Raw genomic sequence first — 15476 nt, 5'->3', positions numbered from 1 at the left:
TCCTTAGTGGTGTCTCTTCTTCTTGTGTAGGAGGTGCAGCAGCTCGGCGATGGCGATCGGGGGGAAGAAGCGGACGAAGAGCGCCAGGCCGAAGAGGTAGAACCCCAGGGTGCCGATGTAAAGCGCCCAGTCCCAGAAGGTGGGGAAGTACAGCTGCCAGGACGAGGGCAGGAAGTCGCGGTTCAGGCTCATCACCACGATATCAAAGCGATCGAGCCACATGCCGACGTTCGCGATGATGGAGATCACAAAGAGCGCCCAGACGCTTTTACGGATCCTGGGGAACCAAAGGAGCTGCAATACGGCGACGTTCGCGGTCATCTCCGCCCAGAAGTACGGGGCGTACGGACCGGAGACGCGGTTTTTGATCAGGCCGAGCTCGTAGGGCTCCCCGCTGTACCAGCCGGTGAAGAACTCGAAGACGTACACGTAGGTCACCCCCAGCCCGGCGGCCAGGAGGATCCGTGCCATCCACTCGAGGTGCGTTGGGGTGATGACGTCCTCGAGCTTGTACCAGGCCCGCAAGGGAATGACCAGGGTGAGGGCCATGGCGAACCCCGAGTAGATCGCGCCTGAGGCGAAGAAGGGCGGGAAGAGGGTGAGGTGCCAGCCGGGGATGAGGGAGTACGCGAAGTCCAGACTGACCACCGAGTGCACCGAGATCACGAGCGGCGTGGCGAGGCCTGCGAGGAGGACGTAGGCCGCGCGGTAGCGGTGCCAGTGCACGGCCGAGCCGGTCCAGCCCAGGGAGAGCGCACCGTACACGAACCGCAGCACCGGGTTCCTGGCGCGTTCCCGCAGGAGGGCCAGGTCGGGGATCAGCCCGAGGTACAGGAAGAGGGTGGAGACCGTGAGGTAGGTCATGACCGCGAGCACGTCCCAGGTCAGGGGGCTTTTGAACTGCGGCCATAGGCCCAGGTTGTTCGGGTATGGGATGATCCAGTAGAAGTTCTCGGGGCGGCCCAGGTGTAGGATGGGGAAGAGGCCTGCCGCGAGCACGGCGAAGAGGGTCATCGTCTCGGTGATGCGGTTCAGGGAGTCACGCCAGTCCTGGCGTGCCAGGACCAGGATGGCGGAGATCAGCGTGCCCGCGTGCCCGATCCCGATCCACCAGACGAAGTGCATGATGGCGAACCCCCAGGCGACTGGTTGGTTGAGCCCCCAGATCCCGACACCTTTCCAGAGGGTGACCACGGCGGCCGTGAGGAGGAGGAGGGAGCCGAGGAACCCGATCCACACGACCGGGTACCACTGGGGCGGGGGTTTGTTCTCGACGATCGCGGCGAGTTTGTCGGCCAGCGAGGTGTAGGTGTGCTCGCCCTCGATCAGCACCTCCTGGGTGTCGGGCGCGCTCGAGGCCGGCCGGGGTTTGAACGGGAGTTCCATCAGCCCTCCACCTCCTCCCCCATCCCCAAGGCGGGATTGGGGTTCTGGATGCGCGCCAGGTATGTGGTGCGCGGCTGGGTGTTGAGCTCGCTCAAAAACGTGTAGTGATGGGGTTGCTCCTTGAGCGCGCGCACCCGGCTTTGGGGATCGTTCAGGTCCCCGAAGACGATCGCCTGGGTGGGGCAGGCCGCCTGGCACGCGGGTACCACCTCGCCGTCCTGGATGCGGCGGCCCTCCTTCTTGGCCGCGATGCGCGCCGCGTTGATGCGCTGGGTGCAGTAGGTGCACTTCTCCATCACGCCGCGGCTGCGCACTGTCACCTCAGGGTTCATCAGGAGCGTGAGGGGCGTGACCTCCCCTTCCGGGGCGAGGAAACGATTCGCGTAATCGAAGAAGTTGAAGCGCCGGACCTTGTAGGGGCAGTTGTTTGAGCAGTACCGGGTGCCGATGCAGCGGTTGTACACCATCACGTTCAGTCCCTCGCTGTCGTGCAGCGTCGCCCCTACCGGACAGACCGGTTCGCAGGGGGCCCGCTCGCAGTGCATGCAGGGCACCGGTTGGTGGTACACCCTGGGGGTCTCGAGCGCCCCCTCGAAGTACCGATCGATGCGGATCCAGTGCATCTCACGTCCCCGCAGAACCTCGGGCTTGCCCACCACAGGGATGTTGTTCTCCGCCTGGCAGGCCGCAACGCACGCGTTGCAACCGATGCAGGTGGTGAGGTCGATCGTCATAGCCCAGGCGTATCCCTCGTACTCGAACTCGGGGTATAGGGAGGCCTCGGGGATAGGCGATTCCTCCCCCACCCGCCCCGCTACGAAGGCCTCCAGGGGCTCTGCCCGGATGAGGTCCCGCCCCTCCATGCTGTGGTGGTTCTGCGTGGTGGCGAGGGTGTACGTGCCCTTCGCGGGGACCAGTTCCGCGCCGCTCGCGAACCAGGGGGATGCGCTGGTGCGCAGGGCGTAGGCATTGAACCCGGCGTTGCTGCCCACGCCGGCGCGCGTACGCCCGTACCCCAGGTGCACCGTGACCGTGTCGTCGGGCAGGCCGGGCACCACGAAGACCGGCGCCTCAAGGTGCCGCCCCGAGAGCGTGAGGCGGACCAACGGCATGCGCGTGTCGTCCCGCGCCCAGGCCCGCCGCACCGCCTCGGCCACCCCCACCCGCTCCGCGGTCTTGGGGGAGATGAGCACGGCGTTGTCCCAGGTGAGCTTGGTGATGGGCTTGGGCAACTCCTGCAGCCAGGCGTTCGCCGCGTACCGCCCGTCCCAGACCGTGGGGTCTGGCTGGAAGAGGACCTCGAGGCCCTCGCCCACCTCAGGCTGCGGCCAGGCGCGGGGTGCCCAGTCCGACCGGAGCGCGACCGGTCTGGGGCGGCCTGCGGTGCCCGGCACCACCCCGTCATGCAAGGCCTGCCGCCAGAAGGCCTCAAAATTCCCACCCCCACCCTCCGTAAAGGCCGCCTGCCAGTAGGCCCGTACCAGGTCGTACCCCTCCCGCGCCTCCCCCGCGAGGGCCGCGGCGAGCTCCAGGGCCGACCGCCCGCCGTACAGGGGTTCGATCAACGGCTGGATGATCGAGACCGTGCCGTCGTGCGCGCGCGCGTCCCCCCAGGCCTCGAGGTAGTGCGCCTCGGGCAGGTGCCAGCGGCACAGGGCCGCGGTCTCGTCCTGGTACACCCCCAGGTGCACGCTGAACGGCACGCGCTTTAAGTGTTCGGCGAAGCCCAGATCCGCCGGGGCGGTGTAGGCGGGGTTCCCCCCCAGGATGAAGAGCGCCTCGACCTGCCCTTCCGCCATCTCGCGCGCCAGGGCCTCGAGGCCCGCCTGCTGCGGCCGGGGGTTAGCCTCGATGGGCTCCAGGTACACCACCGTGCGGCCCGCGTTGCCCATGGCGGCGTTGATCGCGTGCGCGAGGGCGTGCACCAGGGGGGGCTGGTGCGGTCCGGCGATGACCAGGCCCTGCCCGCGGTGCTCGGCGAGGTCCAGCGCGACCTTCTCGGCCCACCCGGCGTGCTCGAGCAGGAAGGGGCCGCCCTCAACGACGCCCAGGGCGCGGGCGAGCTCGAGGGCGAAGGCCTGAACCTGGCTGGGCCGGAGGGCCAGCCGGTGATCCGCCGCCGCGCCGGTGAGGGTGAGGCCGCTCTCCACGACGTAGAGGCGGTTCATCTCGTGCGTGCCCGCGCGGACCCGGCGGCCGTCCGCGAACTCGCGTGCGTACCGCACGCTGCCGGGAAAAGCGTAGAGAAGGTCCGCGTCCAGGCTCACGATGACCCGGGCTTCGCGCACCCGGTAGACCGGCCAGACCTCCTCCCCGAACGCGAGGCGCGCGCCCGCGTAAAGGTTGTCGTGGTTGACTGGCTCGTAGGCGTACCATCGGGCTTCGGGGAAACGTTCGAGCACCTGCCGGAGCGTCGCGGCGAGGGTGGGGGAGGTGACCGTCTCGGTGAGGATGCGAAGGCCGCGCCCGCCTTGAGCCTCCTGCGCCGCGAGCACGCGCGCTAGGTACGCCTCAAAATCCTCCCAGGTGCTGGGCCGGCCCCGGTGCCGCACCTCTTGGGAGCGTTCGGGATCGTAGAGGGTGAGGAGGGAGGCCTGGGCGAAGGCGCTCGTCGCCCCGAGGCTGGTGGGGTGCTCGGGGTTGCCCTCGAGCTTGATCGGTCGGCCCTCGAGGCTTTTAGCGAGGAGGCCCTCGGCGAACCCGCCGTGAGTGAAGACCGTGGCGTAGAACCGGGCTTCTCCGGTGAGGATCTCGGGGGGTTGCTTGACGTAGGGCACGACCTTGCGCGCCGATTGGGGCGTGCAGGCGGTGAGCCCTGCGAGGGCGAGCGAGGCCCCCGCGAGCTTCAGGAACCGCCGGCGGTCGAGGCTGGCCTCCCAGGGGAAGAACTGCCGGGGGAACTCGTGCTTGAGGAAGTCCTGGAAGGCCTCGCTCTCCGCGAGCTCCTCCAGGCTGCGCCAGAAGGCCCGTCCTTTCTTGCGTTGTAAGCGTTTGCGCAGCGCGTCAAACTCGTGCATGCGGACCCCTCCCTAGCGGTGGCAGACCGAGCAGCTCGTGAGTCCCTCTTTCCGGATGCCGTAGGCCTCGACAAGCCGGGTCCCAAGCTCGAGCTGGTTTTCGGGAGGCCGGTAGCTCATGTTGAAGACTTCTTCCTTGGGCCGGATGAACCGTTCGGGGGCGCGGTGGCAGTTCAGGCAGAAGAGCATCTGGAACGGTTGGGCGTTGGGATCCATCCGGACCGGTTGGGGATCCATGTACACCACGTCCATTTCCTGCACCGGGCCGTGACAGGTGGCGCACCCCACGCCTTTCTGAACATGGATGCTGTGGTTGAAGTACACGAAGTCCGGGACCTGCACCACCCGGTTCCAGCGGATGGGTTCGCCCGTTGCCCAGCTTTGGCGGACCGGCTCGAGGAGCGGGCTGTCCGTCTTGATCTGGGTGTGGCAGGTCATGCAGGTCTCCGTGGGGGGGATGCCGGCGTACGCGGCTTGCTCCACCGCGGCGTGGCAGTAGCGGCAGTCCAGGCCGAGCTCCCCGGCGTGCAGCTTGTGGCTGAAGGGTACGGGCTGAGGCACGGGGTTGCCCGGCCGGGGGTCGAACCGCCCCACCGCCGCGCCCGAGAAGATCACCAAGAGCAACGCCGCGAACGCGGATACAGCACCATAAAACAGTGCTTTAACGATCGCGTTTCGCCTTCGCCCTTTGAGCATGTGCTGGCTCCTTCCAGCTCTCTCGGCGACGCGCTAAGGGCCTTTAAACCTTCGGATTTATGGAATCATACTACCCGATGCCTGAAGCGGCCCAGTATAGGACATTTGTCCCGGCGTGGATGGGAAGGTAAGGCTGTGGGGTAAGGGGCCCCGGTCCCACCCGGGCGCGGTGGGTTCCAGAAGCCAAGCTACGGTCCCGGGGTTCCCAGCACGAACCGCACCCGCTGGCCGGGGCGCACCTGGGCGGCCTTCGGAAGATCCGCCGGGTGCACCACCGCGGGCTTGGCGTACCCGCCCAGCGTTCCCCGGTCCGCGAGAAGCACGATAGGTGCCCCGCTGGGCGGAACCTGAACCGCGCCGATAGGCGCCGCCTCGGAGAGGACCTCCCCCCCCGGCACCCTCGGCCCCCCAAGGCGCAGCCCCATCCGGTTGGCGCTTGTGACCTCGAACACCCCTCGCGTGAGCGCCTCCAAGGCCTCCGGGGTGGCCTGGGGCCCCGGCAGAACGCGGAGCCGCACCGGATCCTCGGGCACGAAAGGGGGGCAAAGGGCGTACCCCGCGCGCACCGCTCGGGGTGCCGCCACGCCCAGCACGTCCCCGGCCCGCAAGGGACGGCCGATCTTGCCCTTGAGGTCCACCGACGCGCTCCCCCAAAACCGCCGGACCTCAAGGCCCCCGGCCACGGCCAGGTACCCCCGCACCCCCTCTCCGGTCGGCACGAACCGGAGGGTGTCCCCCGGCCGGAGCGCAACACTCTGCCACGGTGGAACCCGCTCGCTGCGCACTTCGGGCACCATCCCCCACCCGGCAAACCCCACCACGACCGGCCGCAGCGCAGTCAGGACCGGTCCCTTAAGGGTGAGCTCGAGGAGGGGCGCCTCCGGGGGGTTGCCCACGAGCGCGTTGGCGTAGCGGGCGGCGAGCGGGTCGAGCGCCCCTGAGCGGGCCAGTCCGAACCGCCCCGCGCAAAAACGCCCCTGATCCACCAACAGGTCGAGCAACCCTTCCTCCTCAACCCTGAGGACGGGATGGGCGGGTTCGGTGGGCCACAGCTCGAGCGCCTCCGGTTCCGGCGGGACCTCCCCCTCCCGCGGCACGAACCGCACGCGGTCCCCCGGCCCAAGGAGAAAAGGCTCGGGGCGTTTGGGATCGTACAGCTGAACCAGGGCATATCCGAGAAGGTGCCACCCACCGGGGGTGCGAAGGGGGTACACCCCCGTTTGCGCGCCGGCGATGCCCACCGCGTGCGCGGGAACGGCCTGGCGCGGCGTCGGGCGGCGCGGCACGCGGAGCCTGGGGTCCACCTCCCCCATAAAGGGGAAGCCCGGGACAAACCCCACGGCGTAAACGCGGTAGGTGGGGGCGCTGTGGCGCTGGACAACCTCCTTGACGCTGAGGCCGGTGTGCCGAGCAACCTCCTTTAGGTCCGGCCCGTCGTAGCGCACCGGGATCTCCACCAGCCGCTCCGCACCGCGGGAGCCCTCAAGCTCCTCCTCGTGCCTTTTCACCCAGCGGCGCACCCGGGCGACGTGGGTGCAGCGGGGATCGTACTCCACGTAGAGCGTGCCGTACCCGGGAATGAGGTCCGTAACGCCAGGAAGGGGGTCCTCTACGAGCCGCGCGGTAAGGGCGTGAACCCGAGCGTTTGCCTCCGGGTCCATCCGCTCCGCGTAGCGCAGGTAAAATCCGCGGTACATCGGCTAGAACGGGCGGACCTCGACCCCCGCGGCCAAAAGCGCCTCCCGCACGGCCCGGGCAATCGCGACCGACTCGGGGTTGTCCCCGTGAATGCAGAGGGTCTCGGCCTTAACCTCCACCCATCCTCCGTCAAGCGCCTTGACCTTCCCCTCCACCACCATCTGCACGGCTCGCTCGGCCGCGCGCTTAGGATCGTGCACCAGCGCCCCCTCCATCCGCCGGGGGGCCAGCTGTCCGTTTGAGAGGTAAGCCCGGTCAGGGAAAGCCTCGCGCACGTACCGCGCCCCCACCGCGCGCGCCGCCTCCTCCATCGCGGTGCCCCCGAGCAGCACGAGGGGCAGCTCGGGGTCGTAGTCCTTGACCGCCTGGGCCACCGCCCGCGCGATCTCGGGATCCCGAGCCATGCGCAGGTAGAGCGCCCCGTGCGGCTTCACGTGATGGAGCGGCATCCCCTCAAGCCGCAGGAAGGCCGCAAGCGCCCCGATCTGGTAGAGCACGTCCGCGTAGACCTCCTCGGGGCTCGCGTCCAGGTCGCGCCGCCCAAACCCCACAAGGTCTGGAAACCCCGGGTGCGCCCCCACGCGGACGCCGTGGCTTTTGGCCAGCCGCACCGCGCGGAGCATGGTCCTAGGGTCCCCCGCGTGAAATCCGCAGGCCAGGTTCACCGAAGTAAGAAGGGGAAACAGCGCCTCGTCCTGCCCCATCCGCCACGCGCCAAACGACTCGCCCGCGTCCGCGTTAAGGTCCACCCACATGGTCCCCTCCCCTCGAGGCCGCCGGTAGGGGCGTGCCGCGTCCCGCGCCTCCGATCCGGAACTGCATGCGGACCTCACGAATCTTTATACTTTACCTTCGTGTGCTACCTCATAGCTCCACCCCGGCCATCCTGAGAAGCACCCGGCTACGTATGAGGTTGTGAACGAGCAGGATGAGGTTCACCCGGGCCACCAGACCCCAGTAGGACCGGGCCTCTATCCGATGAAGCCCCAAAGACCGCACCATCACGCTAAACCGCGTCTCAATCCAGTTCCGTACCCTTCCCATCCTCCCTCTCCACCCCGTCTCCACCACCGTTCCTCCCCTGACCCGATAGGGTGGCGTCTTGACCCCCTGGACCCAGCGAAGACCCCGGTTCCCGAGGACCGCGGGCAAACCGTCCAGGAGGTCCCTCCCCCAGGTCTCCCGGGCATTACCGGGGAGAATGGCCCAACGAAAGAAGAGACCCCGCTCGTTCATCACCGGCATGAGGACGTAGCCTCCAAAAGCCCCCAGAGGTCCTACCCCCATCGCGGCCTCGGGAAGAGAGAGGCCGTGGATGCGGTGGCCGTGGGCCAGGGGGATAGGCTTGAGGTCCACCACCTGCAAAAGTCCTTCTCCGCCAGCAAGGCGCGTAGCGAGGCAGGCCAACAGCCCCTGGGCCTTCTGAAGAACCCGGTAGAAGCGGGAGAGGTGGGGGAGGGAGGGGAAGTAAGCCTTCAGGGTGGTTTTGGCGGCCAGGTAGCCTTTGGCGAGGTTCTGGCCCTGGAGGAGCAAAAAGATGGCGAGGGTCAGGAGCTCGGCCAGGGTGGCCTTCTGGTACTTTTGCTTTGGGGGGGGGTTGAAGCCCTGAGCTTGCAAGGCCTTGAGTTCGTCATCCACCCAGATGTAGGTATCCACCAGAAGGGTTTCCGCGTCAAGATAGTAAAGGGGGTGCTCCCGGTTGGAGTCCATAGCACCCCCCTTCTTTCACATCTTGGGGGTCCAGATCAAGTAGCACACGAAGGTATTTGTGGTTATCTTAGGGATTACTCTCCCTACGCCAATGACCTTTTTGCAAGCTTTCAGGTCCTTCTCTATCGGTTTAATTTTAATAGCCGCATCTATATTTTGGAGCGGCACAAGTCCTACAAAGATAGACCTTCTTGCCATAGTCGTGTATGTGCTTTCATTTCCAGTGTACATACTCAAAACTTGCACCTCCCGCATATCCCGCATAAACCTTCACCCCCTCCCCCCGGCGGCCAGAGACCCAGGGCATAGAGCTCCCGCAGGGCGAGCTGCACCACGAGCTCAGGCAAGAGAACCCGCGCCGCCCGCTCCCTGGCCTCCCGCCAGCTTCCTTCCCCCTCCATGCCCACCCAGTGGGCCAACAGGTAGGCCAGAAGGGAAAGCACCAGAAAACGGTGCACCCCCAAAGCCGTCCGCTGCCCAAACTGCCCCAGGGAGAACTCGCTTTTCGCGGCGCGGAAGAAGTGCTCTATGGCAAACCGCCTCTTTCCCCAAGTGAGCGCCGTCCGGGGCGTGGCGGGAAAGGTGGCCACCACGTACCGCCACTCCCAGCCCCCTTGGGGCAGGGGGTAGCGGTACCAGGCCACCCAGACCGGGAAGGAAAGCCCCCAAAGGTAGACCCGGCTCCCCTGCCGCCTGAGGTCCCCAAGCCTCCCCCCTTCCCGCAGCCTCCGGTCCCGCCGCATCCCCACCACCGCTTCAAAACCCAACCGCTTCACCCCGAAAAGGAACCGGTGGTGCCAAAGGCCGCATCCGCGGCCACCCGTATCCGGAAGGCCCGGCGCATCCAGGGGGGCAGAGAGGCCAGGAGGCTTAGGGCCAGGCGGGAGAGGGCCTTCTCCCCCTTGCCCCGCCAGAGGCGGTAGGCCCAAGGGATGCGGAGGTCTCCGTAGACGAGGTAGAGGACCACCAGATGGAGTCCCCACTTGCCGTGAAAAAAGGAGAGGGGCAGGGCCTGGAAACGGCCCCGCTTCTCCAGAGTGACTAGGTCCAGGACCACCAGGAGACGGGGCTTGGGGCCTTTTTTCTTTCTGGCCCGGTCCAGGGCTTTCTCGGCCTCTTTTCTTGCCAGGCGGATGAGAGCGCGGGTGGGCCAGGGGTAGCGGTTGAGGAAGCGAGAGAGGGCGGAGGGGGACTTGACCTGGCTGTGCTGGGGTCTGGCCTTGCCGTGGCCGTGGAGGAGGAGCAAGAGCAGGGCCTTGAGGGATTCCTGGAGGTGGGGGCTTGGCAAAAGGGCCAGGAGGGTCCAAAGTAGGGACAGGGCCGCTTGGGTCATGGCACCCGTCATCAGACGGGAAACCAGCGGCCCCTTTCAAGTGGTCCTGGCGCATAGGTATCCCCAGGGTGCATAAGTGCAAGTTTTGAGCATACTTTTGTTGAGGGCGAATTCGGAGTATGCAAGGCTTTTTGCCTATGTCCTGCCTGGGATTATAGCGTTTATCATAGTTTATGACGGTTTATCAAGTCGACCCTTAGTAAAGTCCTCTGAAATAAAAAGAAAGCATAAATGAGGTGGCGGATATTGCTCGGTTTTCGCCTCATTGCAACGATAGTTTCTGTTTCCGCGCTTTCCGTGTTCGCATTCGCCAATTCAGAAAACAAAACCTACCGCCCCCTCCGCTACACCCACGTCATCGGTCAGGCGGACTGGTACACCTGCGGGGCGGCGGCGGTGGCCACCCTGCTTATGTACTACTACGGCGATCCCGCGACGGAGAGCGAGATTCTCGAGGTCGCCATCAAGGAAACCGAGCGATCGGGCAAGGACCCCTTGAAGGGCCTCACCGCCCTCTCCTTGAAGCGCTACCTGGAGAGGAAGGGCTACCGGGTGCGGGCCTACCGGGTGGACCTGGAAGAGCTCGCCGACTACTTTCGCCAGGGCGGGCTTCCCGTGATCGGCCACGTGACGAGGCCCCAGCTCCACTTCCTGATGATCGCCAGGATCGTGGACCCGCCTATAGGTGCTCCTCGCCGATCCCTCCTGGGGCCGACGGATCAGGCCCTGGTGACGGAGAAGGGCTTTTCCGGGGTGATCCTGCTGGCGGTTCCGAAGACGAAGACCCAGCTCAAGGAAGCGAAGGCGCTCCAGGCCAAAGAACTTGCCTGGGCAAAGGCAGAGCTTTCCCGCCTGGCTGCCCTCCGGGCGCGGTTACCCTAGAAGGAAAGGTGCGTGGTACGTCGTGCGCGGCGCGTGGTTTTTAAGGCAAGCGATTAAGCCTAAGACTATTGCCCCGGCCCTGCTCTTGCTGCTTCTTGCTTTCAGCCTCGCCTTGGCCCAGTCCCTCCCCGAGCCGGTGGACCCCTTAAAACGCGCGGAGCCGGAACCGGGGAAGCTGGCCTTATCGGTCTCGCTTGGCTACGCACCCACGGGCTATCGCGGCCTCGGGGTGGACCCGGCCAAGGGGCCCTACACCGACCGGGTCGCGAGCCATGGCCTTTCCGCCGACCTCGCGCTGAGCTACGCCCTTTCCGAGACCCTCTCCCTGGGGGCGGGGCTTGCCGGTGCCCTCGCCTACACCCAGACCCTCCGCACCTTTGCCGATGAGACCCAGGCCTACCGGGACGAGACGCGCACCGACCTCATTCCCCGGATCGCCCTCTGGACCCGGGGTTCTCGCTCGCCCTGAGCCACCCCTGGGCCGCCTCGGCCTCGTTTGCGCTCTCCTTTTCCTCCGGGACCCCACCGTGCTTTCGCTTTCCCTTGAGGCCTCCCACGGCTTCAACCCGCCCTACCCCACCATGCTCGGGGCCTCGTTTGGGGCGGGGTTTGTGGCCAACGACCGAGTGAGCTACCGGTTTTCAGCTTCGCTCAGCCAACCCTTCGCCTACGCACGCCGCCCACGCCCACCGCCGCTTTCGGGACCGACCTGGCCCTGGACCCGGCGTCCAAGCAAAGCGTCTCCCTCACCCTCCGGGCCTCGCTGAATGGGGGCGAGGTGCGGGCCGGGCTTTCCCTGGGGTATCAGGCCCGGGGCATCGCGCTCCCGGCGGTCTTTTGAACCCGGGCCGGTTTTTGCGGGTTTTATGCGCCCGTGTTTCTGCCTTGATCGCGTGGGGCCTGTGCGGACCTCCCCGGACAGACCTGCAACTTAATGCGCTAAAATCCCGTTCAGGACGGCGTTTGTTCACGTTAATCCCGCGTCCTGGGGGGAGGACCCCAGGGTACTGTGCGCCCGGGCCTTCGCGGCGGTGTGGGTGGTCGTGGCGAGTGCATAAACGCGCCCGCCGGCCTTTAGGCCGGCGGGCAGTGAGGCTCGGGTTAGTCGCCCGCTTGGGGCGAGGGCGGGGTTTCGGGTTCGGCGCGGCCGTACAGGTTCACCATGATCACGTAGCTGACCAGGGTGGTGAAGACCGTACCGCCCAGAATGATCGTCCAGAGGACCGCGTTGCTCAGGCCCAGCTCTTCCTTCCACCCGGCGAGGGTGGTGGTGATGAAGAAGGCCAGAAGACCCAGGGTGATGCTGGTGCGCCAGGGGTGCTGGCTCGGGAGCTCCACGTAGCGCATCTTGGTCTTTCGGGTGTCAAAGAACGGAAGCAGCACCGCCACCAGCCCCAGCACGCCTGGGATGAGCACACCCCCGATGAACTCAGAGGTGATCATCGCGCCGCCGGGGAGGGAGATCTTCCAGGTGGAGGAGATGATCTGGAGGATCCCGTAGATCCAGAGGAAGTACCAATCCGGCTTGACCGCGGGCGTGGCCGCCGTGGGCGGACCGAAGGCCTCGATGGGGTGGGCGGGGAAGGCTCCGGCGATGAAGGCCACCACCGCGATGTAGAGGAAGAAGAGGATTGTCATCATCAGGGCCTGCTGCGGCCAGAGGGGCACCCCCAGGATCTTGCCAGGCGCGACGCGCTCGGCGTACTTGGGCTGGGTGTGCTTTTGCTTCACCATAATGAGCAGGTGCAGCCCGATGACCGCGGCGAGCGTGAGCGGTAGCCAGACCACGTGGATCGAGAAGAGCCGCGGGATGGAGTGCTCGGTGGGGAACTTCCCGCCGAACATGATCTGGGCGATCCACTCACCCACGTACGGGATGGAGGCGCCGATCCCATACCCGATCTTGGTCGCGGTCACGGCGTACGCGTCATAGGGGAGGGCGTAGCCGGTGAAGGCCGTGACGACCGAAAGGCCCAAAAGCCCCAGCCCCACGAGCCAGTTGATCTCCCGGGGTTTCTTGTAGGCGCCAGAGACCAGCACGCGCAGCATGTGCAGGAAGGCCGCCGCGATCATCACGTTCGCGGACCAGTGGTGCATGCTGCGGATCACCGCGCCGAAGGGGAGGGAGTCGATAAAGAGCACCGAGGCGTAGGCCGCGGGCAGCTTGCGCCCTTCCACCTCGATGATCCGCGTCGAGGGTTCGAAGTTCAGCGTGAGGAAGACCCCGGTCAGCACCAGCACCGCGAAGGCGAACAGGGTAATCTCGCCCAGGAAGAACGAGTGGTGGACCGGGAAGGCCTTCCGCATGAACTTCGCGTAGAAGCGGGAAAGGTCCAGGCGTTCATCCAACCAACGAACCATAGCCAGCCCCCTAAACCGTGCAGGTGCGGCAGTCGCCCCGGCCCGCGACCACGCCTACAGGACCGGTGAACTCGCCGTCCACCACGATCCGATCACCCTCGAGCCTAACCGGCAACGCAGGCAAGGGGCGGGGCGGTGGGCCGCCCACCACCTTCGCGTTCTGTTTCGGGTCGTACAATCCCTTGTGGCAGGGGCAGAGGAACCACGCCTTTTCGGATTCCCACTGGCTGACGGTGCACCCCAGGTGCGTGCACACCGCGGAGTAAACCACCACGCCGTCCGCGGCGTGCGGGCGCGTCTCCTCGTCCAGTTCATCCGGGTTGAACCGCGTGACGAGGAGTAGGTTGTTCACATCCCCCTTCTTCACCAGATCCGCTTGGGGGTCCTTAGGGTACGCGAGGACCGGCGGGCCGCCCAGGGGCACGTCCGCCAGGGAGAGCTCCGCCTCCGTTTCCGCGTGCACCAACCGGTCCCCCGGCTTCGGGGGCTCCTTATCCGGGGAGAGCTTCTCGATGGGTTTGAGGCTCGCGGTGACGGAGAGCGCGGAAGCCCCCACGATGCCCAGCGTGACGCTCACCCCGAGACTCGCCTGCAGGAACCGCCGACGCTGGATGAGCTTTTCGCGTTCTTCTTGCTCGTGAACGAGTTCTTCGTGCGACTTCGCCATTACCAGGGCACCTCCGAGTCCTCGTACTCCGTGAGGATCTCTTCGTCTTGGTAGAACTTCTTGTACATCACCAACAGCAGCGCGGCCACCAGGAAGATCGCGCTGAACAGCCCGCCCTCAAGCGCCGGAGCGGTGGTTTCGTTTTGCAGGTCGTACAGGATGAGCCGCGCAAAGAACCCCGAGAGGGCGACCGCGAGGAGGGAGAGCACGATCCCGATCACGTGCGTGTTCCCCGGGTCGGCCATCTTCCGGTGCGGGCGCAGCTCCTCCCCCTCGAGCCAGTTCGAGAGGTACCCGATCGCGCCGTACAGGAGGAACACGATCCCAAAGGCGATCAGGCCGATCTGCCCCACGGAAAGCTCCTCGCGAGCATGCCCTACGAGACGGGTGATGTACTGGCCGTCCAGGTAAGCCATCAGGAATAGGGCCACCGCGAAGAGGATAGAGAAGAAGGGGATGACCGTGTCATTGCGGTACATGCGACCTCCCTAGCGTTCCTGAGCGACCTGCTCCTCGCTGACGGGACCGAAGGCGTTCCCCCAGCTGTTGCGCACGTACGTGGCCACGGCCGCGACCTGGCGGTCGGAGAGCTGCCCGAAGCCCGGCATGGCGCCGTTGTAGGTGGTGCCCTTGACCTCGAGGGGCCCCTGCCGCCCGTTCAGGATGACCTTGACGACGTACGCGGCGTCCTCTAGGTTGGGGTTTTCCGCGAGGGGCGGGAAGGTGCCAGGGATGCCCTGCCCTTCAGCCTGGTGGCATCCGGCGCAGCTGGCGGCGTACACCTCGCTCCCTTCCTTTAAGAGCGCTTCGAGATTACCGGTATCCTCCTCCGGAGCGGCTGCGCCATCCTCGCTCGGGGGGAGCTCCTCCGGGGTCCCCCCGGTCACGCCCTTGGCCTCATCCACGCTCACCCCGCCGTAGGTGTTGCCCCAGGCGTTGCGGATGTAGGTCGCGATCGCGGCGAGCTCCTCAGCGCTGAACTGGTTGAAGGCCGGCATGCCGCCCCGGCCCTCGTAAATGGTCTTCAACACGGCCTCCGTGTCGGCGAGAGCCGGATTGCCCGCGAACTGCGGGGCGAACCCACCCACACCCTCCGCTCCGTGGCATGCAGCGCAGCTGCTCGCGTAGATGGTTTCGCCCTGCGCGAAGAGCGCCTCGTCCACCGGGGCTCCCTCCCCGACCGTCTCCTCCTGGGCCGCCTCGGCACTCCCGGCCACCTCGCTCACGATCGTACTGGAGAAGGAGCCGAAGGCGAACCACGCCCAGATGCCGCCCAGGATCAGGACGGTCGAGAGAAGGTACAGCATGGGGGAGACGCGCGCGCGCTCGATGGGCGCGTGGTAATCCCCCACCTTCACGTCGAACTCGAGCTTCCCGCGGACCTCTTCTCCCTCGCTCAGGCCTTCGATCGCCACGTCGGGCAGGTTGTCCACCACGAAGGGAACGATGCGTTCCTCGGTCTGCCCGTTTTTAAAATAGGTGACGATCCGCATCACGTGGTCGCCGTCCCGTAGGTTACGGGTGTCGAGCTCGACCTTAAACGGGGGTTCCGTCAGGACCTGCGTGGGCTCGGTTGCGTCGTCCAGGTAGATCTCGATCCGGTCGATCTTCGGGTTCATGCCGCCTCCTTGGTTTACCCGTGACCCTCAAAGGGCCGCCAAACTAGAGCCTACCGATCCGGGGTGCGTAAAGGCAACACTGCCCCACACTCTCCGTTAATCTACCG

The 15476-nt window shown here is 66.3% G+C and carries 12 protein-coding genes and 1 pseudogene; 2 read left to right on the top strand and 11 right to left on the bottom strand.

From position 1 onward, the window contains the following. Positions 1-3 precede the first annotated feature (3 nt). The 7 genes and pseudogenes from nrfD to MARKY_RS10990 form a co-directional block, all read right to left on the bottom strand. Positions 4-1386 carry an NrfD/PsrC family molybdoenzyme membrane anchor subunit gene (gene nrfD / locus MARKY_RS11020; protein ID WP_013704956.1) on the bottom strand — a complete coding sequence of 461 codons (1383 nt, stop codon included), beginning with the start codon at positions 1384-1386 and terminating at the stop codon, positions 4-6. Further along, complete coding sequence (locus tag MARKY_RS11015; RefSeq protein ID WP_013704955.1) at positions 1386-4403, bottom strand: TAT-variant-translocated molybdopterin oxidoreductase; 3018 nt, start codon at positions 4401-4403, stop codon at positions 1386-1388. The genes nrfD and MARKY_RS11015 overlap by 1 nt, the downstream gene beginning before the upstream one ends. Before the next feature lie 12 nt (positions 4404-4415). Further along, positions 4416-5099, bottom strand: coding sequence for a cytochrome c3 family protein (locus MARKY_RS11010; RefSeq protein WP_013704954.1), 684 nt, complete (start codon positions 5097-5099; stop codon positions 4416-4418). A gap of 188 nt (positions 5100-5287) precedes the next feature. Continuing rightward, positions 5288-6796: a 5-oxoprolinase subunit PxpB gene (gene pxpB / locus MARKY_RS11005; protein ID WP_013704953.1), complete on the bottom strand. Its 1509-nt coding sequence runs from the start codon at positions 6794-6796 to the stop codon at positions 5288-5290. A 3-nt stretch (positions 6797-6799) separates the two neighbouring features. Continuing rightward, positions 6800-7552 (bottom strand): LamB/YcsF family protein, encoded by a 753-nt coding sequence (locus MARKY_RS11000; RefSeq protein ID WP_013704952.1) that lies wholly within the window; start codon positions 7550-7552, stop codon positions 6800-6802. 109 nt (positions 7553-7661) lie between these two features. Next, the gene (locus tag MARKY_RS10995) at positions 7662-8507 is read right to left on the bottom strand and encodes a hypothetical protein (protein ID WP_013704951.1); all 846 of its coding nucleotides are present in this window, start codon (positions 8505-8507) and stop codon (positions 7662-7664) included. 233 nt (positions 8508-8740) lie between these two features. After that, positions 8741-9840: pseudogene (locus MARKY_RS10990) on the bottom strand (transposase). A gap of 297 nt (positions 9841-10137) precedes the next feature. Here MARKY_RS10990 and MARKY_RS10985 point away from each other — a divergent pair. Continuing rightward, on the top strand, positions 10138-10722 hold the full coding sequence (locus tag MARKY_RS10985) for a C39 family peptidase (protein ID WP_041658089.1): 585 nt from the start codon (positions 10138-10140) through the stop codon (positions 10720-10722). 112 nt (positions 10723-10834) lie between these two features. Continuing rightward, positions 10835-11191: a hypothetical protein gene (locus tag MARKY_RS10980; protein WP_169311742.1), complete on the top strand. Its 357-nt coding sequence runs from the start codon at positions 10835-10837 to the stop codon at positions 11189-11191. A gap of 632 nt (positions 11192-11823) precedes the next feature. Here the strand turns inward: MARKY_RS10980 and MARKY_RS10975 are convergent. Genes MARKY_RS10975 through MARKY_RS12150 form a run of 4 tightly spaced genes read right to left on the bottom strand, consistent with a single transcriptional unit; the run spans position 11824 to position 15369 of the window. Then, the gene (locus tag MARKY_RS10975) at positions 11824-13083 is read right to left on the bottom strand and encodes a cytochrome b (RefSeq protein WP_013704947.1); all 1260 of its coding nucleotides are present in this window, start codon (positions 13081-13083) and stop codon (positions 11824-11826) included. Between the two features lie 10 nt (positions 13084-13093). Further along, positions 13094-13750 carry a QcrA and Rieske domain-containing protein gene (locus MARKY_RS10970; RefSeq protein WP_013704946.1) on the bottom strand — a complete coding sequence of 219 codons (657 nt, stop codon included), beginning with the start codon at positions 13748-13750 and terminating at the stop codon, positions 13094-13096. Then, entirely contained in the window at positions 13750-14229 is a 480-nt protein-coding gene (locus tag MARKY_RS10965; protein WP_013704945.1) for a hypothetical protein, read from the bottom strand. The genes MARKY_RS10970 and MARKY_RS10965 overlap by 1 nt, the downstream gene beginning before the upstream one ends. Before the next feature lie 9 nt (positions 14230-14238). Next, positions 14239-15369 carry a c-type cytochrome gene (locus MARKY_RS12150; RefSeq protein ID WP_013704944.1) on the bottom strand — a complete coding sequence of 377 codons (1131 nt, stop codon included), beginning with the start codon at positions 15367-15369 and terminating at the stop codon, positions 14239-14241. Between the last annotated feature and the right edge of the window lie 107 nt (positions 15370-15476).

The organism is Marinithermus hydrothermalis DSM 14884 (assembly GCF_000195335.1).
Taxonomy (GTDB): Bacteria; Deinococcota; Deinococci; order Deinococcales; family Marinithermaceae; genus Marinithermus; species Marinithermus hydrothermalis.
This window is presented reverse-complemented; position numbering and strand designations above follow the sequence as displayed.